This window comes from Microvirga subterranea (genome assembly GCF_003350535.1).
In the GTDB taxonomy this organism is placed as follows: Bacteria; Pseudomonadota; Alphaproteobacteria; order Rhizobiales; family Beijerinckiaceae; genus Microvirga; species Microvirga subterranea.
Genome location: NZ_QQBB01000017.1, coordinates 23140 through 48365, shown reverse-complemented (window position 1 = coordinate 48365; position 25226 = coordinate 23140). Strand labels below are relative to the sequence as shown.

Below are 25226 nucleotides of genomic sequence, written 5' to 3'. Positions count from 1 at the left end.
CTTTTTTTGAGCAGACGGTTCTCGAGGGTGAGATCGGCCACCACCTCCTTGAGAGCGGCTGCCTCCCGACGCAGGCCCCTGACCTCGTCTGAGGTCGCCTCCCGGGCGGTGTCGCCGGCCAGGCGCTTTTTGCCCGCCTCCAGGAACTCCTTGGACCAGCGGTAGTACACGTTGGGCGGGATGCCTTCACGGCGGCAGAGTTCGGCAATGCTGTCCTCGCCGCGCAAGCCCTCGAGCACGATGCGGATCTTCTCCTCGGCGGAGTAATGCTTGCGGGTGGCACGGCGGATCTCCTTGACCACCGCCTCGGCCGGCCCTTTGGCCGGCCTCTGCTTCTGTCTCATCGTCGCGTCCTCATGGGCTACGATGGACCAGAACCTCTCCCTTCCTCAACTCACCCAATCTGTCTCATGAGTGCTGACGGCGGACAAGTAGCGGTTTGTCCACCTGGAACAGGGATCGCGATGGAAGAGGGGTTTGGACGTGTCAGGATCCCGCTCGTATCAAATGTGAGTGTACCATTGGTAGCCAAAGGCCCGCTTGCGTACGGGAACACTGCAGGGCTGGGTGGGGCATCTGCATTGTTGAATGAGGGCGTGGCAATGATCCGCAAAGGACAGGCCGCGAGACCACCTGAAGCGGCACCGGGGCTAAGGGTCATCTGCATTACGGCTCAGTCCTGCGCGGTTACCTGACTTCAGCATCCGCCCGGATGCCACTCGGCCGAGCACAGGATTCACAGTGGAATCCACCAGATCGCAAACAGACATTCCGGGCGATAGAATGTGCCGTGAAAGGGAGGCACTTGTGAGGTCGTAGGAATCGTTCTTATGCCGGGTGGCCTACGGATGCTAGTCAATCTGTCGCAGGGCGGAGCGAACGCTGACGGCCACCTGTTCGATCTGTCCCTCTTCGATGATGAGGGGAGGAGATAATACGATGAGGTCACCCGAGGCACGCACGAGGGCGCCGTCCTCATAGCAGCTCTGCGCGCAAAGGCCTCCCCGGACTCCCGGCTCGCCGCTGCGGGGCGACAGTTCGACCACGCCGAGCAGGCCGATATTGCGAATGTCCACGACGTGAGGTTCGCCCCTCAGGCTGTGCAGCGCAGCCTCCCATGTGGGAGCGATGGCGGCGGTCCGCTCGAAAAGACCGAGTTCTTCGTATACGTCCAGTGCCGCGAGGCCGGCGGCGCAGGCGAGGGGGTGTCCGGAATACGTGTAACCGTGGAAGAGTTCGATGGCTTCCGGCGGACCGGCCATGAAGGCTTCGAACACGAAATCACGCAGAAGGACGCCACCCATGGGTACGGCGCCGTTGGTCATTCCCTTGGCACAGGTAATGATATCCGGCGCGACGTTGAGTGCTTGGGCGGCGAAGGGCCGCCCGAGCCGGCCGAAGCCGGTGATGACCTCGTCGAAGATTAGGAGAATGCCGTGCCGACTGCAGATGGCGCGCAGCCGCTCAAGATATTGCACTGGCGGAGGATAGACACCGCCGGATCCGATCACCGGCTCCACGATCACGGCGGCGACCGTAGCGGGATCATGGATCTGCAGGAGGCTCTGGAGCTCATCCGCGTACTGTGCGCCTGTCTCAGGACGGCCCCGGGAAAATCCCATCGACGGATGATCGTACGGCAGGGAGAGGTGGGCCACATCCGGGAGAAGAGGGCCGAAATCCCGCTTGTGGCGTCCAATGCCACCGACAGAGAGACCGCCGAACCCCATGCCGTGATAGCCCTTCGCGCGACCGATGAGCTTCGTGCGGCCGCTTTCGCCACGGGCCCGGTGGTAGGCCCGCGCGATTTTGAGTGCGCTATCGACTGCCTCCGATCCGGAATTCGTGAAGAACACGTGATCGAAGCCTTCCGGAGCGATCCCGGTAAGCCGACCTGCCAGCTCGAAGGCCGCCGGATGGCTCATCTTGAAGGAGGAGACGAAGTCGAGACGACCGGCCGCCTCTCGAATAGCGTCGACGATGCGCGGCTGTGCATGACCGGCATTGACGCACCAGAGACCGGCCATCGCATCCAGCACCCGTCGGCCGTCGGCGGCCAAGTAATGCATGCCCTCGGCTCCGACGAACATCATCGGGTTCGACCGGAACTGGCGCATGGCCGTGAAGGGAAGCCAGTAGCTGTCGCCCACGTCGTTGGCGCGCGGATGGAGGTTGGTCTGTGGCGAGGCAGTCATGGAAGGCTCCTGGCAGGAATTGACTTGGGCAAGTCGCGTGGATTTTATAGCCACGAAATACAATAACTTGCTAGCCTGGATCAGGGCCGCTGCGGGACCTGATATGGCTTGCCCGCTCCAGGTGCCGGCGCATGAGCAGGGAAGCGATCTCTCTCTCGTCGCGGGCCAGATAGTCCAGCATCTCCAGGTGCTCGCGACAGTTCACCACGACCCGCTCGAAACCGAACTTCCAGTCGTATTGGGAGAACCGCCGCAGCTGGTTCTGATGCCGGATGGCAGCGTGCACAAACCGGTTGCCGGAGGCTGCGGCAAGCCCCTCGTGAAAGGCGGCGTTCATCTCGAAGAACGCGACGCTGGATGATTCGAGCCACGGTCGGCCGAGTGTGTCCTCGTGGAGGCGGCGCATCTGCTCGATCCAGGTGGGCTCCAGGCGGAACCCCGGCTCCAGGATCCCCATCGGCTCGACCATGATACGGAAGCGATAGCTTTCATCGTGGGTCGCCGTATCACGCGTTCCCGCTAGGAACCGCCAGCCGTAGCCAGGCTTGCGCTCAACCATCTCCAGTTCCGCGAGGCGTGAGAGCACGCGCTGTACGATGGGCCGGTTGAGCCCATAGCGGCGCATTACTTGCACCTCCGAGATCTCCTGCGGAAGAACGCCGCTCCTATGGTCGCGAGCGATCCGGACCAGCCACTCTTCGTCCTCATCGGTTGCTGGCGCGGATGTGACCTTCTCCCGGCGCGGGATCGAAATCAGTTCGACGCCCCGATTCGGCCGGCGGGCAACGATCCCCAAGCCTTCTAGATGCAACAGTGCCCCCCGGACAGGGGTGCGGGATACCTCGAGCCTGCGTGCCAAGCTGTTTTCGTTCAAGATATCCCCGACGGCGAGGCCGTCCTCAGTAACAAGCTGGACGATACGGTCAGCCAGATCCTGCTGCAGTCGGGTCGGCTGGTTCACGCGAGATTCCTCTTGCTTGTATTCTGTTGCGATGAAATACAATAGTTCCGGCAAAAACACCAGTCCCATTGAGAGGCCACCCTGATGACGCCGTCCTGCCCGCTCATAGAAGTATCCGGCTCTCCCCGCGAACGCGGGCGCCAATATGGCGAGCAGGCGGCAGACCGGGTGCGCCTCGGAATTCAGCATTATTCCGATCAGCTTGGGCGAAACGACCTGACGCCGGAAGGAATCAAGGCTCTGGTTCGGCGGTTCGAGCCCACGATTGACCGGTTTGACCCCACCTATCTTGAGGAGATGCGCGGGATCGCAGAAGGCGCGGGCGTGGCTTTCGAATCGGTCGTGCTCCTCAATGCACGCACCGAAATCCTGAAGCTCGCGCAGCGACCCGCCGACGAGCGCATCGTCCCGGACGACGATCCTGACGGCTGCACCGGCGTGGTCGCGATGCCTGAGGTCACGAAGGACAGGCGTCTTATCCATGCCCAAAACTGGGACTGGAAGGTTGAATGCGCCGAAACGGCGGTCGTGCTGAAGATCCGCCGGGACGACGGACCGGACATTCTGACGTTCACGGAGGCTGGCGCTCTCGCCCGCTCAGGTTTCAATGCGGCAGGCATCGCCATCACGGCGAACTACCTTGAGACAGACCGGGACTATCGCCGCCTCGGCGTCCCCCTGGCGCTGATCCGGCGCAAGGTTCTGGAACAGAAGCAGGTCGCAGTCTCTATGCAGGCGGTCTACGCGACGCCGAAATCCGCTGCGAACAACATGATCGTGAGCCAGGCCAACGGCATCGCCATCGACTTCGAGTGCGCGCCCGACGAGACCTTCCAAGTCCTGCCGGAGCGCGGTCTCATCGTCCATGCCAACCACTTCCAGAGCCCCGTAGCCCTCTCGAAGCTGAAGGACACGGGCATCGTCAACACACCGGACAGCCTCTACCGCGACCTTCGCGTCCGCTCCCTGATCGAGCCGCATCTCGGCAGCATCACGCGCGATACCGTGAAGAACGCCCTGTTCGACGATTTCGAGACCCCGTGGTCGGTCTGCCGTCCGCCGCGCAAGAACCTGAGCAGCAATCTGAGCGCCACGGTGGCGATGATCGTGATGGAGCCGATGCTGGGCATCATGGAGGTGGCGATGCTGCCAGCCCTCAATCGGGATTTCACGACATACAAGCTCGACATGGAGGTGCAGCGGCCGACCGTGCACGCTTTTCCCGCGTCGACACAGGCCACGCCGATCGTGAAGGCTGTCTAAGCGGCGGCAAACAGCTGCAGACAAGAAAAGACCAGAGCAGGAACCATTAAGTGTCGGGAGGACTATGATGAAACTGAAGGCTACGTTCCTTGTCGCGGGCTGCGTATCGGTCCTAATCGCGGCATCCGCACTGCCCGCACTCGCACAGCAATCCGTTCTTCGCATTGCGCTTAACGCCGACATCCGCGGCACGAATCCCGGTGTAAACCGCGACGACAATACGGACGCTGTCGTTCTGCACGCCGTCGAAGGCCTCGTCGCCTATGGGGAGAATGCCAGCATTCAGCCTCTGCTCGCGGAATCCGTCGCGGTATCGGAGGATGGGCGATCCTACGTCTTCAAGCTCAGGAAGGGGATCAAATTCCACAACGGCGCGGATCTGACGGCGGAGGACGTGATCTGGAGCTGGAAGCGCTACACAGATCCCAAGACGGAATGGCGTTGCCTTGCCGATTTCGACGGCCGCGGCCGTTCGCAGGTCGAGTCGATCGAGGCACCCGACGCGCAGACAGTCGTGTTTCGCCTGACCAAACCCGATGCGCTCTTTCTGGCTACGCTGGCGCGCACGGATTGCGCCATGACTGGCATCATCCACAAGGACTCCCTGAAGCCCGACGGAAGCTGGGATAAGCCAATCGGCACGGGTCCCTTCAAGCTCATGGAGTGGCGGCGAGGCGAGGTCGTCAAGCTCGCCAAGTTCGAAGGCTACGCCAACCGCGGCAACGGCAAGCCCGACGGCTACGCCGGCTCGAAGCGACCGCTGATCGACGAGGTGCGGTTCATCGTGATCCCCGACAGTGCCGCTGCTAAGGCAGCGCTGCTGCGCGGAGACGTGGACGTTGTTCCTGATGTCGCCAATGCGGACGTGAAGGAGATCAAGGCTAACGCGAATCTGGGCCTGTCGATCGCGCAGAACATGGGTCTGAGCACATTGCTAATGCAGACGCGCGACCCACTGCTCTCCAACGTGAAGATGCGTCAGGCCATCGCCGCGGCGCTCGATACTCCGCAGATTGCCGAGGCGGTCACCGAGGGGCTGGCGAAGCACAACAACTCCATCGTGCCTCTGAGCTCGTCATACCACACGGCGGCGCATGACCAGGGTTACAAGCATGACCCCGAGATGGCGAAGAAGCTGCTCCAGGAGGCCGGCTACAAGGGTGAGCCGGTCGTGATCCTCACCAACAAGCGCTATCCGCAGACGTTCGCGTCCTCCGTTATCATTCAGGCAATGCTCCAGGCGGCCGGCGTCAACGCCAATCTGGAGGTGCTGGAATGGGGCACCCAGCTTGACCGCTACACTAAGGGCAACTACCAGATGATGGCGTTCCCGTATTCGGCCCGTCTAGATCCGTCGCTGAGCTACGAGTCGGTCATGGGACCGAAGGACAAGCAGCCGCGCAAGGTCTGGGACAGTCCCGAGGCTCAGGCTCTGCTGGAGAAGTCCATGATTACCCCGGGCCAGGGGGAGCGCCAGAAGATCTTCGACGAGCTTCATCGCCGCTTCCTGGCCGAGGTTCCATTTGTGATGCTGTACAACGGCGTCGAGGCGAGTGCCTACCGCAAGAACGTCCAGGGCTACACCGCGTCGGTCCTCTCCAAGCCGCGCGCCTGGGAAGTGCAGGTTTCGAACTGAGGCGACCGGCCAACGAACGGGCTCAGCCGCTCTTGTGCTTGGGTGGCTGAGTGCTCGCCACCCCTTCCAGCCCGGTCTGTCGGATGTGGGCGGTCAGGACGCGCCTGAGGGCAGCCGTATCATGCGCTGCGAGTGCTTCGATCATCAATAAGTGCTCGCGGCCGGACTGCTCTATCCGAGCCCGCGTCTTCCATTGCGTGGCGGGAGCCGACGGTCCCCGCCCACGCAGCTCCATCACGATGTTGACCAGCTCCTGGTTGGAGCAGAGCTTTAGGAGCCGCACATGGAACGCGATGTTCGCCTCATATTGCTCCAGGATCGTTCCGGTCAGGGTCAGCTCGTCGAACCGAGCCGCAAGCCTCCGGAGGTCTTCCAGGTCGGCGGGACCGACATTCTCGACCATGCTTTCCGCGGCTGCCGTTTCCAAGATGACCCGAACGTCGCGGATTTCATCGGCTTGCCGGTCATCGAGAGCATGAACGTGGTAGCCCCGGTTGGGAACATGCCGGACGAGACGTTTCAATGCGAGCTGATCAAGGGCCCTTCGAACGTCCATGCGAGTGGCGCCGTACCGATTCTCGAGGTCGATCTGCTTGAGCCAGGATCCGGGCGTGAAAACGCCAGCCTGGATGTCTCGAGCCATGAGGTCCACGAGACTTTCTGGCGATCTTTTGGTCTTGGCACTCATCGGAACAGGAGGACCTCGTTTGCACCGTATGGGCTTCTCATACGACATCATTCGCCCGGAGAAATTATCTGCCTCGATCCGCATGGCCTGCAATTTAATTTCGCGACAGGAGCCTCGACGGAAATTTTCCCAAATCAGTATTGCCAACTCCCTTAGTCGATGCAAACATTTTGGCGCCAATTATTTTGCCAATCGGACGGCTTCATGGATCTAGCACTCGCCCCACTACCACAAGAGCAAACCGGCAAGAAGGATCGTGGGAGGCAGATCTACGATCTCGGCCACACGACGGTCTTCGCAAGCAAGAGCGATCCCCGCTTCTCCTATTGCCTGTACGTACCGCCGACCCTTGGGCAGGGCGGTTCGCCGAACCTTGTCGCCGTGATGCACGGGACCGGGCGGGCATTCACGTCCTACCGGGACGCGTTCGCAGGCTTCGGCCGCTGGAACAACTGCATTATCCTCTGCCCGCTCTTTCCGGTCGGCGTGCTCGGAGATGGGAACCGCGACGGTTTCAAGTACATGCAGGAGGCCAGCATCCGCTATGACGAGGTGCTCCTCTCGATCGTGGAGGAGGTCGGGGAGCGTTATGACCTCGACGTCAGCCGCTTCGGCCTCTTTGGCTACTCGGGCGGGGGGCACTTCACTCATCGATTCCTCATGTTCCATCCGGACCGTCTCTGGGCGGCATCCATCGGAGCGCCCGGATCCGTGACCCTGCTCGATCCGAGCCGCGACTGGTGGGTTGGAATGCGTGACGTGAAGGAACGCTTCGGGATCGAGATCGACCCCGCTGCAATGGCGCGGGTGCCCGTTCAGATGATCGTAGGCGCGGCAGACATCGAGACCTGGGAGATTACCCACCGCGAGGGAGGCCGCCACTGGATGCTAGGCGCTAACGATGCGGGCCGGACGCGGCCCGAGCGCCTCGACAGCCTGCGCCGGTCATTCGAGGCCCATGGGATCAACGTCCGGTTCGACCTCATACCGAACGTGCCGCATGACGGCAACCAAGTGGTCGAGCATGTGGAGAGCTTCCTCGCCGAGGTTCTGAGGGACCGGCGCGCCAACGAACAATCCATTGCAGAGGGATAACACGATGAACAAGTCGATTGCAGTTGCCTTGGGAGCGGCGCTCCTGACGGCCGGCCCGGCATTTGCCCAGACGGTAACGGTGGCTCTCAATGCGGATATCCGCAGCACGAACCCAGGTGTGAACCGGGACGACAATACCGATGCCGTGGTGCTCCACATGGTGGAGGGACTCGTTGGCTATCGAGAGAACGGCACCGTCGCTCCTCTGCTGGCGGAGTCCGTCCAGCTCTCGGCCGACGGGAAAACCTACACGTTCCGGCTTCGCAAGGGCGTGAAATTCCACAACGGCGCCGAACTGACGGCCGAAGACGTCCTGTGGAGCTGGAACCGCTACATGGAGCCGAAGACCGACTGGCGCTGCCGCACGGACTTCGATGGTCGCTCCGGCCTCAAAGTCGAGAAGATCGAGGCACCGGATTCCCAAACGGTTGTCATGACGCTTGATCGTCCCACCGCGCTCTTCCTCGACTCAATGGCCCGCACCGATTGCGGCATGACGGCCATCTTGCACAAGAGCTCCGTGAAGGAGGAAGGGAGCTGGGACAAGCCGGTCGGCACAGGCCCGTTCAAATTTGGCGAGTGGCGCCGCGGTGAGTACGTGACCCTCACGCGCTTCGACGAATACCGGTCTCCGCCCGGTGACAAACCCGACGGGCTCGTAGGCGCCAAGCGCACCGCTCTTCCGGAGGTTAAGTTCCTCGTCGTTCCGGATGCGTCCACCGTGAAGGCGGCTCTCGTTTCAGGTGCCGTCGACGTGGCGCAGGTGCTCGACTCAGATCTGGCGGAACTCGCCAAAGCCAAGAACGTCGAGGTGGGGCTCTTCCCGTCAGCCACGAAACACACGTTCCTGTTCCAGACCCGCGATCCGCTCCTGGGCAATGTGAAGCTGCGCCAGGCGATTGCCGCCGCAATCGACGTGCCCCAACTCGTGGCCGCCGTGTCGAACGGCAATGGCAAGCCGAACAACTCGGCCGTCGCCCTTACGTCCGCCTATTACGGCGATGCCCAGCGTAAGGGCTACAGCTATGATCCCGCGAAGGCGCAGCAACTGCTGAAGGAGGCTGGATACAAGGGCGAGCCGATCAAGATCATCGCGAACAAGCGCGTCCATGTTCCGAGCTTCAATGCCGCGGTCATCGCGCAGGCGATGATGCAGGCGGTCGGCATCAATGCGGAGATCGAGGTCCTGGAATGGGCGACGCAGCTCGATCGTTACAACAAGGGCAACTATCAGATGATGTCCTTCTCGTATTCGGCGCGACTCGACCCGGCACTGAGCTATGAGCAGTTTGCCGGCCCAAAGGACAAGCAGCCGCGCAAGGTCTGGGACGAAGCCGAGGCTGAGGCCTTGATCGACAAGGCGTCGACCATCTCGGACCAGACCGAGCGCCAGAAGATCTTCGACGAGTTGCACAAGCGCCAGATGGAAATGACGCCGCTGGTCATCTTCGCGAACGGCCAGGAGGCCTGGGGCCATACCAAGCGCGTTCAGGGAGCCGAGCCGTGGGAAGGCAAGCCCCGCGTGTGGGGTGCTCGCGTCGCGACGAACTGACCGCCAGGAGGGTGACGACCATGCTGCGTTTCGCACTCAGACGGATCCTCATGGCCGTCCCGACCCTGCTCATCATGGCGGTATCGGTCTTTGTCCTGATCCGCCTGATCCCGGGAGATCCGGCCTCCCTCATGCTGGGCGACCTCGCGGATGCCGCGAGTCTCGCGGATCTGCGGCAGCGGCTGGGGCTCGACCAGAGCCTGCTAATTCAGTTCGGCATCTGGTTCGGAAACGTTCTGCAGGGTGATCTCGGCAACTCGATCACGTCGAGCCAGCCGGTCCTGCCGCTCGTCCTTGATCGGTTCTGGATCAGCGCCAGGATCGTTCTCATTGCAGTCCTGATCGCGAGCGTCCTCGCCGTTCCGGCCGGAATGATCGCAGCCTGGCGGCAGAACAGCACCCTCGATCTCGCCCTCGTCGGCAGCGCGACGGTCCTCCTGTCCATTCCGACCTTCTGGCTCGGGCTCCTGCTGCTGCTCCTCTTCGGGCTCAAGCTCGAATGGCTCCCAGTCGTCGGCTACGTCTCGTTCTCCGAGAATCCGACGGCGGCGCTCCTCTACATCATCATGCCGGTCATGACTCTGTTTCTCCATGAGATGGGGGTCCTGATCCGCATGGCGCGGGCGAGCACGCTCGAGGTCCTGCGACTCGACTACATCACCCATGCGCGCGCGAAGGGGTTGTCGGAGAGTGCGGTCCTGTGGTGCCACGCCTTCAAGAACGCCTTCGGTCCGACCTGGACCCTCATCGGACTCGTTCTCGGCAACCTGCTGGGCGGCATTGCGGTCGTGGAGACGGTATTCACCATCCCAGGGCTCGGGCGGCTCCTCGTGGACTCGATCTTCGCGCGCGACTACCCGGTCATCCAGGGCTGCCTGCTCTTCGTGGCCTTCGTCTACGTGGTGGTCAATCTCCTCGTCGATCTCCTCTATCCCGTCTTCGATCCAAGGGTGACTGCGGAATGAGACTACCGGCTCCCAATGCCATCCTGGGTGGCACGATCATCGGCGTCCTGCTGGTCTGCGCGCTCTTCGGCGCGGTCTGGACGCCCTTCGACCCGCTCAAGATCAACTTCGCGGCGCGCCTCCAGCCGCCGGGCCCGGTCTATTGGCTCGGCACCGATGAGTTCGGGCGCGACGTCCTAAGCCGTCTGATGGCGGCCGCGGCAACCAGCGTCTGGATCAGTCTCCTCACGGTCACAACCGCCGTTACAGCCGGCACCGCCGTGGGGGTTCTGACCGGCTATTTCCGAGGCTGGACTGACCGAATCCTCATGGCCTTCAACGATGCGCTCCTGGCCTTTCCCGGCATCCTCCTGGCGCTCGGCCTCCTGGCCGTCATCGGCGCCAACAAGTACGGAATCATTCTAGCGCTCGGGCTGGCTTATACGCCGTCGGTAGCGCGTGTCGTCCGCGGCACCGTGCTGTCCCTGCGCGAGAGGGAATTCGTCGAAGCCTCCCGGGTGATGGGGAATCCCGAGGCGTTCACCATGGCGCGGCACATCCTTCCGAACTGCGTCGCGCCGTTGACGGTCCTCGCTACCTCCATGTTCGGCTGGGTGCTTCTGTCCGAAAGCGCCCTGAGCTTCCTCGGGTTAGGTGTGCCGCCACCGGCGCCGACTTGGGGCAACATGCTGGCCAGCAGTCGGTCCTTCATCGCTCAGGCGGTCTGGCTCGGTATCTTCCCGGGCTTGTGCATCTCTCTGACACTCCTCGGCATCAACCTGCTGGGAGATGCCCTTCGCGACAAGCTCGACCCGCGCATGCGAGGAGTCTAACATGGCCGAATCCAAACTTCTCAGCGTCGAGGGCCTAAGGCTCACGGTGGCCCGCAGCAGGCTCGAGGTCGTGAAAGGCATTAGCTTCGACGTGGCTCCTGGAGAGATCGTCGGGATCGTGGGGGAGTCCGGAAGCGGAAAGACGCTCGCCGCCCGCGCGATCATGGCGCTCGAGCCGCCGGCGATCAGCCGCACGGCAGGAACGATCCGCTTCGACGGACAGGAGCTTACGCAGCTCTCCCCAAGCGATCTGAGGAGGCTCCGCGGCGCACGCATCGGCATGGTCTTCCAGGAGCCGATGACCTCTCTGAATCCTTCCATGCTCATCGGCCGGCAGCTCGACGAGGGACTCGCGCTCCATCGCAAACTGAGTGCAGAGGAACGGCAGACCCTCGTTCTCGACATGCTCAGACGGGTCGGCATCAGGGACCCGGAAGGCGCGTTGGTGTCCTATCCGCATCAGTTCTCCGGCGGCATGCGTCAACGCATTATGCTGGCATCCGTCATGCTGCTCCAGCCGGCGCTGTTAGTTGCCGATGAGCCGACGACGGCTCTCGACGCCGTCGTGCAGAGGGACGTCCTTGAGCTGATGGTTGAGCTGACGCGGGCGCGAGGCACCGCCGTCTTGATGATCAGCCACGACCTCTCGATGGTGGCGCGCTACACTGACCGCATTATCGTTATGTGCAAGGGCGAGATCGTCGAGGAGGGGAAGACGCAGGACCTACTGCGTCAGCCCAAACATCCCTACACACAAAAACTTCTCGCCGCGATGCCGCGCCGTCTACCTGCACGGGAAATTCCTCCGACGGCAACGCCCATCGTCGAAGTCCGAGAACTCGTGGTGGATTACCATGGCAGGCAGGGTTTCTTTCGCAAGGAAGCCGGCAAGCGGGCCCTGCATGGGATCGACTTATTCATCAAGCCGAGGGAGGTCGTGGCACTGGTCGGCGGTTCGGGATCCGGTAAGACAACTCTGGGGCGGGCCATCGCGGGGCTCCTCAACCCAAGCGGCGGAGATATACGCTATGCGGGACGCTCCATCGCTCCGCCGCGCAGCGAAGGCTGGACTGATTATCGGTTCAACTGCCAGATGGTGTTTCAGGACCCGTATTCGTCCCTCGATCCCCGAATGACCATCGGGGCGCTTGTCCGAGAAGCGTTGCGACAAGTCCCGAGCATGAGCGCGCGTGATAAGGCGGAGCGCGTCCATGAGGTCCTGCGTGAGGTCGGCTTGAGCAAAGACTATGAGGATCGCTTTCCGCACGAGCTCTCCGGCGGGCAGCGCCAGCGCGTGGCCATCGCCCGTGCTGTCGTGCGCCGCCCCGCTTTCGTTATTGCCGATGAACCCGTCTCCGCACTCGATGTCACGGTTCGTGCACAGGTGCTCGACCTCTTCGCCGACTTACAGCAGCGGCACGGCTTCTCCTGCTTGTTCATCAGTCACGATCTTGGGGTGGTCGAGCAGGTCGCGGATCGGGTGATCGTCATGCAGGACGGCCACATCGTCGAGGAAGGGAGTCGGGACGCCATCTTCGACAGGCCGCAGCATCCCTATACGCGCCAGTTGCTCTCTGCCATTCCAGCCTTGGAGACCACAGCCAGTGGGGGCGTGCGACTGAAATGGCGCCTCGATGCTGAGAGAGTGGCTCATAGTTCGGTCGTGGCGTGATGACACTCGATCCGGCGCGGCCACTCGCCTGGCACTTTAGAACCTTGGGAACTTCGACTGTACCAAGGTTTGCCGGCGGATCGCCTTTTTCGACGCCGCCACCCTGACTGAGGTGCTGCACCACCTGCCGGGGGACGAAGCCAAGCGGGACATCCTGCGTTCGCTGGCCACAAGACTAAAGCCGGGAGCGGCCTTTGATTCACGCGGGCAATCGCTACGCCTTCGCGAGCTAGCCGCTGCTGCTGGCGGAAGGTCGGTTCGAGCCACCGCTACGCTTCTTTGCCTGCCTGTGTCTGGGCGCCTGGATCACCCGCCGCGCGGCTTGACCGGCACCCTCTCCGTCAAGTGGCTCCCGCGGCTTGGCCGCTGACAGCGGGGGCCGCTTCGACTACCTGAGGCGTGGCCATTTTCCGGATGACCTGGATGACAGTCTCGGGCAGGTAGGGCTTGGCGAGAAACGCCGCTTGTTCCAGCAGGTCCTCCGGCCCGGGTCGTTGACGCCGAGAGGTGACCACCACCTCGATCCCGGCCAGCGCTCCGGGCATCTCGATGTCGGTCACGACCGCCTGCACATCTGGGCGGGTTTCAAGGACGGCAAGAGCGTCGTCCGCGTTGACGGCTTCAAACACCTTAAACCCGGCCTCATCGAGGGAAGTCGGTCATGAACGTACGGGCCTCTGATCTTCGCGAGGCGTACCAAGCCCACATGGTGGATCGGCAGTGCCGCAAGTTGTCCTGCAGGCGCCGCTCGGTGTCAAAAGACCCGATGCGTCGGACCCGTTCAGGCGCAAGATCTGGATGACCGAGAGACAAACCTGAAAGATCGAGAATGCGGTTTGCCGCTCAGGGGCAGAGCAGGGTGCTCAAAATCATATTTGGACTGCACGGGTTGATCTGAGTGAAAACCCTGTGCCGTTTGAACCAATGTTCGCACCTAAGCAGCAGGATCTGCGGTTCCCAAACCCCTGGCTCTTCCGACACGTTATTTCCCGTTTGCGCTTCGGGGTTGGGAACTGCAACCCTTATGAATCAAAGGGTTACTGACTGAGTTACTTTCTTCTAAGCAGTAGGTCGCAGGTTCGAGCCCTGCCGGATTCGCCAATAAAAACAATGACTTAAGCGGGTTTGATAGCCCCACGTCGTGCTGAGAGATCCTCCCGGGTAACACTAGGGGTAACCGCCGCGAAAAGATCACTGGTGTCTGCGATAACGCATCGGGAACGTACCGCATCCCGTCCAGATTCAACCGTTCCGAATCAGTCAGTGACGAGTTGTCGCTGACGAAAGAGATTATCCGGTGTGGGTTGCCTATGAGCCGCCAACGCTCTAGGCAGCATCTGCTTCTGAGACGGGTGATTAGCTCAGTTGGTAGAGCAGCTGACTCTTAATCAGCGGGTCGTAGGTTCGAGCCCTACATCACCCACCAATCTCTGCAACAACTTAGCGAAGATCGGCAGCTAGCTCAGCAGAGCCTAGCAACCGTATAGCTACCACCGCAGGCTGGGCTATTCAGACTGAATGTGCTCATAGGGCCGTTCCCAAAGCACCAAATTTACGCGAGGATCATACGCGTCCCTCTAACGCCCAGAATCGGGCTGACCCGAGGCAAATGAGCCCAAGCTGGTCATGGCAAACTCGAGGTCTTATCGATTCGACGCACTAGGGATGGAGCGCCCCGAACAAGGCGCTGAGATCTGACCGGCCTCGGGCTGGAGACACTGGCCCCACCCCCGACGCGCAGCCTCCGCCCGACCCACGTAGCAACTTCCGACCACTCCAAATGTTTTCGTCCAAAGCATCACGGGCCGTTTGACGTGGCACTCGCCGGAGGCGTGCGACAGAGGCCCCATTGTTCTCGCCAGCTGTTTGGGGCGACGGAGCGGTTCGGCTGATCATGCTCCCGAACGGCTACCCTGCGAACTCTCGCCCCGACAGTTAGCGGCTTGTTAACCATACACGGCCGAAGATCACCGCAGCCGAAAGGTTGGCGGGGAGCGCGGATGTACCGCCTCCCCGCTTTTTTGCTTTCCATTCCGTCTCGATCCGAGGGAGCAGGGCGTGAACGAGATTCTCAGACAGCGCATTGGCGAGCGGGTCAACACCCTGAAAATCTCTTGGCGCAGAGCTTCATTAGACGCGGGTCTTGAGGCTGGCTTCATCCAGGATCTGGTGACTGGACGTTCCACAAACCCGAGCACGCAGGCACTCGAAAGCCTCGCGTCGGTTCTTCAGTGCAGTGCGGCTTACCTGACGGGCGAGGGGGACGAAGTCGCTGGGGAGGTAGAGCTAGTCCCTCACGTGCCACAGCCCATCCAAGGCATAAGGCAGCGGCCGGACGCTGTGATGACGTTGAAGATCGTGGACGACTTACTCGCGGCAGGCCACATCGATGCAGCGCGTATGGCTGTGAAGCGTGCTCTTAAAGAGATCCAGGCCGATAGGACGGGGCAGCCTATTCGGGGAGAGATGAGACGGTCAGCGAGCGCGCGATTGGGAGCTTGACTGACATCCATCCGATGTTCTCAATATGTTCTCATTTTAGGAGAGCATATAATGAGTCGCCGGTCGAAGCTTTTGCCGATCGAGATATTTCGCAAGGTAGAAGGGCCTGAGATCCTGAAGGTGCTGGGCGAGGCTCGGCAGAAGCTCTGCCTGTCTCAGATCCCGTTCGGGACGCCTGACAAACTGCTGGCCAATGACATCATCAGCCGGATTGATGACATGGCCGAGATCCTGACAGGAGACCGCAAGCACTTCCATATCGAGGTGCACCAAGTGGTTTGCCGGTATCCAGCAAACCGCTCAGAGTAGTTTCAGACCGCCCATAGATGGAGGTGCTCTATGCCTGGTCCTGATCTTGTTGATCGCCTTTGGGCCGCATCCGAACATGACCAAGGGATTCCGCCGGCTGAGGCTCAGGCTCTCTTCATCGAGGCGGCCGAGATGATCGAGATGCTGCGCGGACTCTTGGAGCCGTTAAGAGAGAATGGGTTGGAGGATATGACGCCCAAGGGCTGCGCCTAATGCGTCCGTAAATCCGCTCGGCTTGACTGCAGTAAACATGCGGTGAGCGCTGCGTCGGCGGACCCATGGCGTGTCAATGATTTGAGGCCCCATCCGATTTAGGAGGTATCCTCAATGTACAGCGATACAGATCAATGGCTGAGAATCCGCCACCGCATTCTGGTGGAGGGCGTCTCACGAAAGCAGGTTGTCCGCGACACCGGGATCAGCATCAACACGGTCCGAAAGATGCTCAGGTATCCACAGCCAGTATCGTACGGGCCGAAACAACGGACATTTCCCAAGCTCGGTCCTTACATAGACATGATCCGGCGAATGCTCAAGAACGAGGATGTCGCGTCCGGGACGCCAATTCCTTCTCCTCATGAAATCTACGAACGCATGCGTGAACAAGGCTACAGCGGCAGCTGTGGCACTGTCCGAAACTATGTCAGCTCTCTAAAGCACAAAGAGCGTAGGCTATGGGAGGCCGCCTACGACCATACCAAGTTGCTCGACAGGCGGTCTGCTGTCACATTCTTGGTGCGGCTAGCCCGCAGGACTTGTTCCTCGAAGGCTCAGAGGGCTCTCAGCGAGCTCTCAACGACAGGCGGCCCTGCCGCCGACAACACGGCAGAGGCATATCAAGAGGAGCTGAGCAACCGGGCAGCTTTCACCTGGATGCGGAAGGTGCTTCAGAAGAAAATCAGCGGCGCTGCTCTTCGCGGTGAGCTGGGCGGCGTGCGCGATTTAAGCACACTGCTGAACAACTTCTATGAGGGTCGCCTGTCCGAACGGAACCGATCTCTGGCAGTGCTTGCAAACATCCGTGGCTGGAAGGCAGACACAATCTGTACTTTCCTCGGCATCGATAGAAAAACCTATCACAGCTACCTGCAGGCGTTTGGTCAAGGTGGGGCGGAAACGCTCTTTGCGGGGCGCACCGCGGCAAGCCGCAAGCTGGACGATGAAGGCTTGAAGAGCCTCATCTTTGCGACCCTCCATAAACCGCCACGCAACTACGGGGTCAACCGGACCACGTGGACTATGGCCACGTTAAGCCATGTCCTCTCCGATAAGGGTCACCCCGCCTGTCGCGACACGATCCGCAAAATCGTGCATCAGGCAGGCTGGCGCTGGCGCAAGGCTCGCATCGTCCTGACATCGACTGATCCCGACTACTCCGAGAAACTCGACCGTCTGCGCTCAGTCCTGTCGCGGCTTCAGCCGGATGAGGCCTTCTTCTCGATCGATGAGTTCGGCCCGTTCGCTGTGAAGATGCACGGTGGTCGGGCACTGACCCCTCCCGGCGAGCTCCGGACAGTGCCACAGCGCCAGAAATCACATGGCTGTTTGATCATCACAGCGGCCCTGGAACTCTCGCAGAACCGGATCACGCACTTTTACAGTGAGAAGAAAAACACCACTGAAATGATCCGCATGGCCGAGGCTCTAGTCGAGACCTGCCCGGCTTACCGAACCCTTTACCTGTCGTGGGATGCTGCATCGTGGCATATGTCGAAACGACTGCGCGGGTGGATTGCCAAGCACAATGCATCTGCACATCTCTGCATAAGGCCGCTCGTCGTAACGGTGCCTCTGCCGGCCGGCGCTCAATTTCTGAATGTGATCGAGTCTGTCTTTAGCGGCATGGCACGGGCGGTCATACACAACAGCAACTATTCCAGCGTAAACGAAGCAAAGGCCGCGATTGACCGCTACTTCGCTGAGCGCAATGCCGACTTTGAGGCACATCCAAAGCGTGCAGGTGAGAAGATCTGGAGGTGCGAGCGACAGCCAGCTGTCTTTTCGGCGGCTAATAACTGCAAAGACTCTAACTACCGCTGAACAGAGATCGAAGGCGATTGCTGTCGCCGAGGTGGGATGAGGCGGAGCCGTTAATAGCGGCACCACGGCGGTGTCGATCCGCGATGCGCTCAAATGGGACCAAGCGTGATCAGTCGCTCATGGGGCATGTGTGACTCATGCGACCTCTACCGCAGCCGTCTTGATCAGATCCTCAATCACCGTCACGAGCTGTTTCGCCTAGCGGGGTTGATTGAATGGAAGAAGTTTCATCAAGAGTTCGGCCGCTTCTACCGGTCCCATAGGCGGCCCGCCAAGCCCACCCGGCTGATGGTGGGCTTGTCCTATCTCCAGCACACTTTCAACCTATCCGATGAGGCGGTCGTACAGCGCTAGATCGAGAACCCATATTGTCAGCGGATCTGTGGCCGTGAGTACTTAGACTTACGTGAGATTTGTTAAAACTCACCCCAGCCCCTCCCAAAGCGAGGGATTTCAGCTAGAACGGTCTGGGTTTTAATATTGTACAGGTACGCACATACCGGGCTGACGAAGAAGACGTGCTTCGTCATCCTCTTGTCGAGTGGAAGCTGCAGTGTCGGCTCTTGGCGGTCGGTAATGCGGGCATACCCGTGCTTTCGGAGATCACCCAAAATTAGAACTCCGATGTCGTCCAAAGAACCACCGAGCTTTGCTCTCGGCATAGGAATAGCGAAACTCTGCTTCGGCTTGCCCATGTCGTCCACGCTGTAAATTTCAGGTAGATCAAGTGCAAACTGCTGGACATCTGCAACATGTACAGTGGTTTTATTGCCAAAGGCATTGCTGCCCTCATAAGTGCCGAGGGGTTTCCATTTCAATTCATACGTGATGTGTGAACTGGCTATGTAGCCATTGCCGAACACATTCGTATCGGAACCGCCACCTAGAAAGCTCTCGCCTACGTTCGGCTTATGCCAGAATTGCTCTTTATCGACGTCGTACTTGAACCAAGTTTTTTTGATGGGAGCAAAGAAATCATGGAAGCGCCGGTTCCCAATGTTGCCCATCGGAACGCTGATGTTGGCCCAGGCGTCGCGCTTTCGCTTTTCAAACTCGTCGGTTTTCTCTAGCTCTTGCTTCTGCAAGTCCAGTCTGGACAAAGCATTTGCAAGATCGATGTTTGATTCATTGACGTACGCATAAACTTCCGGAATTCGAGAACAGCCCTTTGGTTCAGCAGATATCCCACCAGGTGCCTGTGGCTTCTTAGATTGTGCGGTGGCGGGGTAGACAATCACCGGACCAGTAGCGGCGACTGAAGCGCAAATCGCCAGAACACGGAAACCATTTTTCATTTTGCTCTACGATCCACTCTGCGGGCTGTATCGGTCCTTTAGGATCATAGGCTTGAACACATTTCAAGCCGCAGGCTATGCAACAGAGCTCAAACCGGAGGAGCAAGGCAATACCCTCGTTAAGCGCGATGGCCAATGTGCTACCTGGATTAGTCGTCGATCTGCACTGCCTGGTCCGCCGCGAATTCTGACGCCTGCAAGATCAACTCGAAGTGATCGTCAGCTTCTTTCAACAGACAGATCTCTCCGCGGCAGGCCTTCTGTGAAGATCACTAGATCGGCCATAGACCGGAAAACCGCATGGGCATCCGACCACTTGGGTTCGAGTCCAGGTCTGGGTGCTCTACAGCCTGTAGGGATCGTGGTTACAGGCGAGCCGAAAGAAGCTGCCGCATCCGATCAGCCCGATCCGCCACGAGCTTCTTAAGCAGGGCGTTCTCGTCCTCGAGCTGCTTGAGGCGGCGGATCTCAGCCACGCCCATGCCGGCGAACTGCTTCTTCCACCTGTAAAAGGTCGGCTCGGTGATCCCCATCTTGCGGATCACCTCAGATACCGGCGTGCCGCTCTCGGCCTGATGCAGCGCAAAGGCGATCTGCTCTTCCGTGTACCGTGATCTCTTCATGGCACTGACCCTCCTCAAGGATCAAAATGCCCGGAAAAGTTGTCCTCTCAATGGACCAGTTTAGCGGGGCAGGACCACAGATGATGGAGGCTTCGGTGGGGGTGGCCTTTCTAAGAGGGGAGCGCCAAATGCCGTAAAATGATAACGGGTTTGGCTGTGCTCTTTGATCAAATCGAGGGGTTGCTTCACGCGAAATATACTGAAATCGAATGTCTTTATGTGTGTCTCTAGCTGCGTGGAGAGATTGATTTTGACCTTTGAGGTGATCTTTTCAGAGCAATACTTATCCCAGTTGCTGAGAATAAAGTTCTTAAGATCATTAGGATTATCGATAAGATCCTGTAATGGAGATGTCACATCCTTGTGCGTCACAAACCAGTATTCGACTGGAGGTGAGTATGCTCCATTCGCGGTGTGATATAGGATTTTACCAATCTCCGCAGATGCCGCGTCGGCTCCTAGGCAAGTGCTATAATGCTTGCACTGATACAGATGCCAGCGCCGTGACTTCACATGAGGTGGGTCAAGCCAGACAATAACATCTCTACCCTTATCGCCTGCGCCGCCACGCTGTTGGACCTCGTAAACACCTGGAAGATGCTTGCTTAGATAGTCACTCGCCCATTCGAGAGTAAACCGCTCAAAGTCCTTTGGACTAAAGAGCTCAAGTCTTCCCAATGGGTCCATCGGCAGGCCCGCGCCAAGGCCGAGTAGCCGAGCATTCGCATTGGGCCAAGGAGTCGGAGGGCTAATAGGCTCTAAATGGAGGCTGGGTTGCTGTGTCGTGGTTCCTGCCGTCAATCCTACGTACCCCCGGATGGATGGCGCTCTGTATGGCTGCCTTGCCACAATCCTGCCATATGTCATCACGGGATTGGAAGTAGCGTTATACGAATAGATGCGCGTGAGAATAGGATATCGCTTCGGGAATCATCGCCGATGGGGTCCAGAGGCTCAGGCTTAAGCGCAATTAGACCGGAGTCGAGCCAATGAGTCTTATTGTTGGGGGGCTGGCGGGAAAGGCGGATGGGCGTGGCATATGGGCTCTCGACTTGTCGCACGGGTTGTCACAGTGAGTGTGACGGAAAGTCAGAATATGGGGACGCTAACCAGCTACCTAGGCACTTGCTATTAGGTCTACGATCGTTATCTTAGCAGTCGTAACGGCTTGAACTTCAAAGCTGTTTTGGAACGGACAAGTGTCTTCGACCGCCTCAAGCACCCGTAGCTCAGCTGGATAGAGCGTTGCCCTCTGAAGCCAAAAGTCACACGTTCGAATCGAGTCGGGTGCGCCATTTCTTTCCTTTGAAATCGAAGATTTAGCTGCCGGAAGTCGTCTCTGTATAGGCGCGGCTGTCATCTGGTGTGCCAGTGGTATGCCAAAGTCGATCCTGTACCTGCGCCAAAGATAGGCGGATATTGATGGCTGCCGTTGGCTGAATCACACCCAACTTTGGTTGGTTACTGCCATTTCGCACCTTGGCGTGAGTCCAGCTGCAGCCACTCGGAGCAGGTGTGACAAGTTATTCTAAAAGGCACCGAAGGTTCTAACGCTGGTAGGCTGCGTCTCCCGTTGCCTCCACTGCCGGTCAGAGACATCCCCGCTGGGCAACAGAATTGCACTGTGAGTTGCTCGGGCTACAGGGCGTTCTCGGGACCGAAATTCGAGGTTGATGCTCTGCGCGGGAGGTGAACCAAGCTATCATCTCGGTGGCGAGAGCGCTTGGGATGTGTGTGCCGTGCCCTTGCCTATGATTGGCTGGAAGTCGCAAATGGAAAAACTGCTCCGGTAGCGAGCTTAGGTCTGGGTCCAGATGCCATGCGGAGTCCATGACGAGGACAAACTGGCTGCCACAGTCTTTCGCGACATTCCCAGCCCCATGGATACGGTTTGGAGCCTGTATCAGGCCAGCACCACCGGGCATGTAGATATTGTCGGGCCACTTCGTGGCGGGAATCATTTGCCGCTCTTAAGGATCGCCTCGTTGCGCGCACCGTTGTACAAACCGTCTTAAGACGAGAGAACAGCGGACCTCTTGGTATGGAAGGCTCAGTCGGACTGGCTGATGCTCGTACTCCGTGATCAGCTCATCAAGCTTGTAACTGATCCACGGAATTCCGAGCACGGCCTAAGTGTGCGGTGTCTAACGCATCCCAACTTTTATATTAAGAGCCTTAGGGAGCCAAGCGCCAAACCGAGCTGCAACGTGGGGACGAACGCCGCGATCCTCAGCCTCTTCGCACGAGAGAATTGCAGCTCTCACGAGACGACCCCCAACGGTCCGAAACGGTTCCGGAGGGAACTTCGGCACCGCCCTGCGGCAGAACAGCGAATTCGTCCACTTGTTCTTCTCGCCCAGGACCAGTGACGACAAGCACTCTCCACCAATGCGGGTGGCATTCACGCCATGCCCCGAATACCCACACCCAATGTGAACGCGCCCCTTTGGCGACGACAGGAAGAATGGCAAGCGGTCAGACGAAACATCGATCGCGCCGCCCCAGGCCTTATCGATTCGCGGCTTACCAAGTTCCGGCAGAAGCCGGGATAGAGCTGCCTGTGCCCTTGCAGCCGATGCGATATCCTCGTTCATTGCCGAGTCGCCATAGCGTGAGCTGTAGGCAATGGGCCCTGAGCCTGAACCCATGAGAATTCGATTGTCCTGGGTCTTTCTAAAGTAGTGCACAAACATGCGCAGATCCGCTATTCCCTCGTCTCCGCGCCATCCAATCCTGTCATGTAGCTCGGAAATAGGCTCACTCATCACCGCGTAAGAGGAGAAGACGGCAACGTGCGGAGAGGCGAGGCGATGGGCGGATAGCGCAACGTTCGTTGCGAGGACGACCTGCTTGCAGAGGATCTCTCCCTTAGCAGTTTTGATCAGGCAGACGTCACCCTCTTCGATAGCGGTCATAGGTGTGTTTTCGTAGACTGCGACTCCGGCTTGGAGACAAGCTTTGCGCAGCTCGCGCGCAAGTCGAGCTGGTTGGACGTTCGCCCCTTCAGGATAATATATTCCTTGGCGGAATCTAGGGGATCGAATGCGTTCATTGAGTGCACCCTTATCCAACTGTACTGCAGTGTCTGACACTCCGAGCCGCTTTGCCGTTTCGATGACGTTACGCAATTTTATGTCTTGAGCATCCGAGGTAGAAACGCGAAGGTTCCCAGCCTCCTTCCACCAAACGTCTCGTCCTGCCGCTGTGCAGAACGAGCGGATCGCATCCTGAGCCATTGTTCCTAGGCGTGCTGCTTCTAAGGCGGCATCTGCCCCTAGAGAGGCCGCGAGGCCGCTGAGCCCGCCCCAGTATCCGTGGACCTTGCCGCCATTCATGCCGCTTGCACCAGATCCGCAGAGATGCGCCTCGATCAGCACCACGCTAAGATCGGGCTTCCGCTCCTTGAGCAAGAGCGCCGTCCACAATCCAGTGAAGCCGCCTCCGACGATAACGATGTCTGTCTCGGTCCGGCCTTGAAGCTCCGGTGTCGGAGGCGTTCCACCTTCATTCCCGAGGGCCTCCTGCATCCACCATGAGACCTTGTTGGGTTTCGGGCATGAGTAGTTATTTTCGGACATTTTGGTTCAATCACCAGTGAGTGGCGTCACGCGAAATGGCAGGCAACCGCTTGTGGAGAGTTTCCCCGGCGAACAAGGGCCGGGACCTCAACCGCGCATCGATCCTGCGCCATCCAGCATCTGGTCCGGAAGCGGCAGCCCGAAGGCGGATCAGTCGGCCGCGGGATCTCTCCCGTGAGGATCCGCGGCTTGCGGGACTTTTCTAGGACAGGATCTGGGATGTTCGCGCTGTCAACGAGTGCTTGGGTGTAAGGATGGCGCGGTCGCTGTAGAACATCTTCCGCTCGACCGTACTCGACGACTTTGCCGAGATACATCACCGCAATATCGTCGGAGATGTTCGCAACTACTGCCAAGTCGTGTGACACGAATATATAGGCGACGCCAAGGGAGCGTTGCAGCTCGCGCAGGAGATTGATCACCTGAGCCTGCACCGACACGTCGAGCGCGGACACAGGCTCATCGCATATCACCAAGCGGACCTCTGAAACGAGCGCTCGGGCGATTCCAACCCGCTGCTGCTGCCCTCCCGAGAGTTGATGCGGGTACCTCCGGGCCATCTCTCGGGAAATTCCCACCCGGTTCAGAATGCTCAGGGCGCGCTCGTCACGCTCTTTTTTGGAGAGGCTTCTCATATGGACGTCGAGCGGCTCTCGGACGATCTCGGCAACCCTCATTCGGGGATTGAGGGAACTATAAGGTGACTGGAAGACCATCTGCACGTCGCGTAGCACTCTCTTGCGCTCGGCGTTCGGCAGCCCAGTTACGTCACATCCATCAAGAAGAATACTTCCGGAGGTTGGCGGCGTGAGCCCAGCAAGCATCCGCGAAAGCGTTGATTTCCCGCATCCGGATTCGCCGACAATACCCAGCGTTCTTCCCTTTTCCACGCGAATGGAGACGCCGCTCACCGCTTGAAGCTGTAGCGGTTCGTAGAACATGCCCCCACCGATCGAGTAGGTCTTTGTCAGATCACTCGTTTCGAGGAGCGGAATTTCCGAACGCGGCTTAATGGAATCATTGGAATGAACGAGGCTAAGCATAATTCATCTCCCGCAGAGCGAAATGGCAGGCAACATGGCCACCGTTGGAACGCTCGACGGCAGGCGGCATCTGCTCGCGACAAATATCGCCAGCAAATGCACAGCGAGGTTGAAATGGACAACCGTGCGCGACCTCGCTCGGGGAGGGCGGGGTTCCGGGAATGGCTTCCAGCAAGGCCCCATGTTTGTCGAGCCTAGGCATAGATTCTAAGAGTGCGCGGGTATACGGATGCTCAGGCCTAGCGAACACGCTTGCGACGTCGCCAACCTCCATGGCTTGCCCCGCATACATTACGAGAACCCTGTCGGCTAACCTCGCGACGGCTCCCATGTCGTGTGTGATCAACAGGATCGACATGCCGAATCTCTCACGCAGCGATGCCAAAAGCGTCAAGATCTGCGCCTTGATCGTGGCGTCGAGCGCGGTCGTTGGCTCGTCAGCAATGAGCAGTTCAGGCTCCAAAGCGAGGGCTATGGCAATAAGCGCACGCTGACGCATGCCGCCCGAAAATTGATGCGGGTAGTGGTTTACGCGTTCGGACGGCGCGGGAATGCCCGTGAGCGAGAGGAGTTCGACCGCTCTTGCCATCGCCTCTTGCTTGGCAACACCGCGGTGTACCATCAGAACTTCGGCAATCTGATAGCCCACCGTTGTGCAGGGATTGAGAGCGGATAATGCGTCCTGGCTGATCAATGACACACGCTGGCCGTTGAGCCGCCGCCTGGCACGAGGGGCCATGGCCTGAATGTCATCCTTTCCAAGGAGGATTTGCCCTCGTACTGTGGCCCCTTTGGGCTGAAGCCCCATTATAGCCTGGGCTGTCGTGGACTTCCCAGATCCGGACTCACCGATGATCGCGAAGACCTCTCCTCTCGGTATTTCAAAGCTAATATCCCGGACGATCCGTACCTCGCCACCCAGGGACCTGAACGAAACGTTCAGGTCCCTGACGGCGAGTGTCGGAGGAGCCGTCACAGGCTCCGATATGACGCCCAT

General features: G+C 59.6%; 19 protein-coding genes, 2 tRNA genes and 2 pseudogenes. 13 read left to right on the top strand and 10 right to left on the bottom strand.

Going from position 1 to position 25226, the window contains the following annotated elements; all coding sequences use genetic code 11:
- The 3 genes from DES45_RS23270 to DES45_RS23260 form a co-directional block, all read right to left on the bottom strand.
- The coding region (locus DES45_RS23270; protein ID WP_147282490.1) for a transposase at positions 1 to 344 on the bottom strand (344 nt) is incomplete at its 3' end.
- Between the two features lie 507 nt (positions 345 to 851).
- Positions 852 to 2195, bottom strand: coding sequence for an omega-aminotransferase AptA (gene aptA, locus DES45_RS23265; RefSeq protein WP_114773105.1), 1344 nt, complete (start codon positions 2193 to 2195; stop codon positions 852 to 854).
- Between the two features lie 70 nt (positions 2196 to 2265).
- A complete protein-coding gene (locus tag DES45_RS23260) occupies positions 2266 to 3345 on the bottom strand; it encodes a GntR family transcriptional regulator (RefSeq protein WP_245571859.1) in 1080 nt (359 codons plus the stop codon).
- Here DES45_RS23260 and DES45_RS23255 point away from each other — a divergent pair.
- Together DES45_RS23255 and DES45_RS23250 are read left to right on the top strand one after the other, a co-directional pair.
- Entirely contained in the window at positions 3241 to 4419 is a 1179-nt protein-coding gene (locus tag DES45_RS23255) for a C45 family autoproteolytic acyltransferase/hydrolase (protein ID WP_114773103.1), read from the top strand. The genes DES45_RS23260 and DES45_RS23255 overlap by 105 nt on opposite strands.
- Before the next feature lie 67 nt (positions 4420 to 4486).
- Complete coding sequence (locus DES45_RS23250) at positions 4487 to 6055, top strand: ABC transporter substrate-binding protein (RefSeq protein WP_114773101.1); 1569 nt, start codon at positions 4487 to 4489, stop codon at positions 6053 to 6055.
- Positions 6056 to 6077: 22 nt separating this feature from the next.
- Here the strand turns inward: DES45_RS23250 and DES45_RS23245 are convergent, their stop codons facing one another.
- A complete protein-coding gene (locus tag DES45_RS23245; protein WP_342633543.1) occupies positions 6078 to 6890 on the bottom strand; it encodes a GntR family transcriptional regulator in 813 nt (270 codons plus the stop codon).
- 57 nt (positions 6891 to 6947) lie between these two features.
- On the opposite strand from DES45_RS23245, the gene DES45_RS23240 reads away from it, so the two are divergent.
- From DES45_RS23240 to DES45_RS23220, 5 genes are read left to right on the top strand one after another with little or no spacing between them, the layout of a single operon-like run.
- Positions 6948 to 7838, top strand: coding sequence for an alpha/beta hydrolase family protein (locus DES45_RS23240; protein ID WP_114773097.1), 891 nt, complete (start codon positions 6948 to 6950; stop codon positions 7836 to 7838).
- Positions 7839 to 7842: 4 nt separating this feature from the next.
- On the top strand, positions 7843 to 9390 hold the full coding sequence (locus DES45_RS23235) for an ABC transporter substrate-binding protein (RefSeq protein WP_114773095.1): 1548 nt from the start codon (positions 7843 to 7845) through the stop codon (positions 9388 to 9390).
- A 20-nt stretch (positions 9391 to 9410) separates the two neighbouring features.
- Complete coding sequence (locus tag DES45_RS23230) at positions 9411 to 10355, top strand: ABC transporter permease (RefSeq protein WP_114773093.1); 945 nt, start codon at positions 9411 to 9413, stop codon at positions 10353 to 10355.
- Positions 10352 to 11167 (top strand): ABC transporter permease, encoded by an 816-nt coding sequence (locus DES45_RS23225; RefSeq protein ID WP_114773091.1) that lies wholly within the window; start codon positions 10352 to 10354, stop codon positions 11165 to 11167. Before DES45_RS23230 ends, DES45_RS23225 begins: the two co-directional genes overlap by 4 nt.
- Position 11168: 1 nt before the next feature.
- Positions 11169 to 12839 (top strand): ABC transporter ATP-binding protein, encoded by a 1671-nt coding sequence (locus DES45_RS23220; RefSeq protein WP_114773088.1) that lies wholly within the window; start codon positions 11169 to 11171, stop codon positions 12837 to 12839.
- A gap of 341 nt (positions 12840 to 13180) precedes the next feature.
- Here DES45_RS23220 and DES45_RS23215 read toward each other — a convergent pair whose 3' ends face one another.
- A complete protein-coding gene (locus DES45_RS23215; RefSeq protein WP_114773086.1) occupies positions 13181 to 13468 on the bottom strand; it encodes a response regulator in 288 nt (95 codons plus the stop codon).
- A 721-nt stretch (positions 13469 to 14189) separates the two neighbouring features.
- Between DES45_RS23215 and DES45_RS23210 the strand changes: the two genes are divergently transcribed.
- The 5 genes and pseudogenes from DES45_RS23210 to DES45_RS25920 all read left to right on the top strand — a co-directional run.
- Positions 14190 to 14265 (top strand) — tRNA-Lys (locus tag DES45_RS23210).
- A 632-nt stretch (positions 14266 to 14897) separates the two neighbouring features.
- On the top strand, positions 14898 to 15341 hold the full coding sequence (locus DES45_RS23205) for a helix-turn-helix domain-containing protein (protein ID WP_114773084.1): 444 nt from the start codon (positions 14898 to 14900) through the stop codon (positions 15339 to 15341).
- 51 nt (positions 15342 to 15392) lie between these two features.
- A complete protein-coding gene (locus DES45_RS23200; protein ID WP_114773082.1) occupies positions 15393 to 15650 on the top strand; it encodes a hypothetical protein in 258 nt (85 codons plus the stop codon).
- Positions 15651 to 15977: 327 nt separating this feature from the next.
- On the top strand, positions 15978 to 17690 hold the full coding sequence (locus DES45_RS25925; RefSeq protein ID WP_245571858.1) for an IS630 family transposase: 1713 nt from the start codon (positions 15978 to 15980) through the stop codon (positions 17688 to 17690).
- Positions 17691 to 17816: 126 nt separating this feature from the next.
- Positions 17817 to 18041, top strand: a pseudogene (locus DES45_RS25920) (transposase); the annotation flags it as partial.
- A gap of 65 nt (positions 18042 to 18106) precedes the next feature.
- Here the strand turns inward: DES45_RS25920 and DES45_RS23180 are convergent.
- Together DES45_RS23180 and DES45_RS23175 are read right to left on the bottom strand one after the other, a co-directional pair.
- Positions 18107 to 18985, bottom strand: coding sequence for a hypothetical protein (locus DES45_RS23180; RefSeq protein ID WP_147282489.1), 879 nt, complete (start codon positions 18983 to 18985; stop codon positions 18107 to 18109).
- A 407-nt stretch (positions 18986 to 19392) separates the two neighbouring features.
- A pseudogene (locus tag DES45_RS23175) lies at positions 19393 to 19608 on the bottom strand (transposase); the annotation flags it as partial.
- Positions 19609 to 20826: 1218 nt separating this feature from the next.
- Between DES45_RS23175 and DES45_RS23165 the strand changes: the two are divergent.
- Positions 20827 to 20903 (top strand) — tRNA-Gln (locus DES45_RS23165).
- Between the two features lie 849 nt (positions 20904 to 21752).
- Here the strand turns inward: DES45_RS23165 and DES45_RS23160 are convergent.
- From DES45_RS23160 to DES45_RS23150, 3 genes are all read right to left on the bottom strand, one after another.
- Positions 21753 to 23135 carry an NAD(P)/FAD-dependent oxidoreductase gene (locus DES45_RS23160; RefSeq protein ID WP_245571857.1) on the bottom strand — a complete coding sequence of 461 codons (1383 nt, stop codon included), beginning with the start codon at positions 23133 to 23135 and terminating at the stop codon, positions 21753 to 21755.
- 77 nt (positions 23136 to 23212) lie between these two features.
- The gene (locus tag DES45_RS23155) at positions 23213 to 24229 is read right to left on the bottom strand and encodes an ABC transporter ATP-binding protein (RefSeq protein WP_114773070.1); all 1017 of its coding nucleotides are present in this window, start codon (positions 24227 to 24229) and stop codon (positions 23213 to 23215) included.
- Complete coding sequence (locus tag DES45_RS23150) at positions 24222 to 25226, bottom strand: ABC transporter ATP-binding protein (RefSeq protein WP_114773068.1); 1005 nt, start codon at positions 25224 to 25226, stop codon at positions 24222 to 24224. The genes DES45_RS23155 and DES45_RS23150 overlap by 8 nt, the downstream gene beginning before the upstream one ends.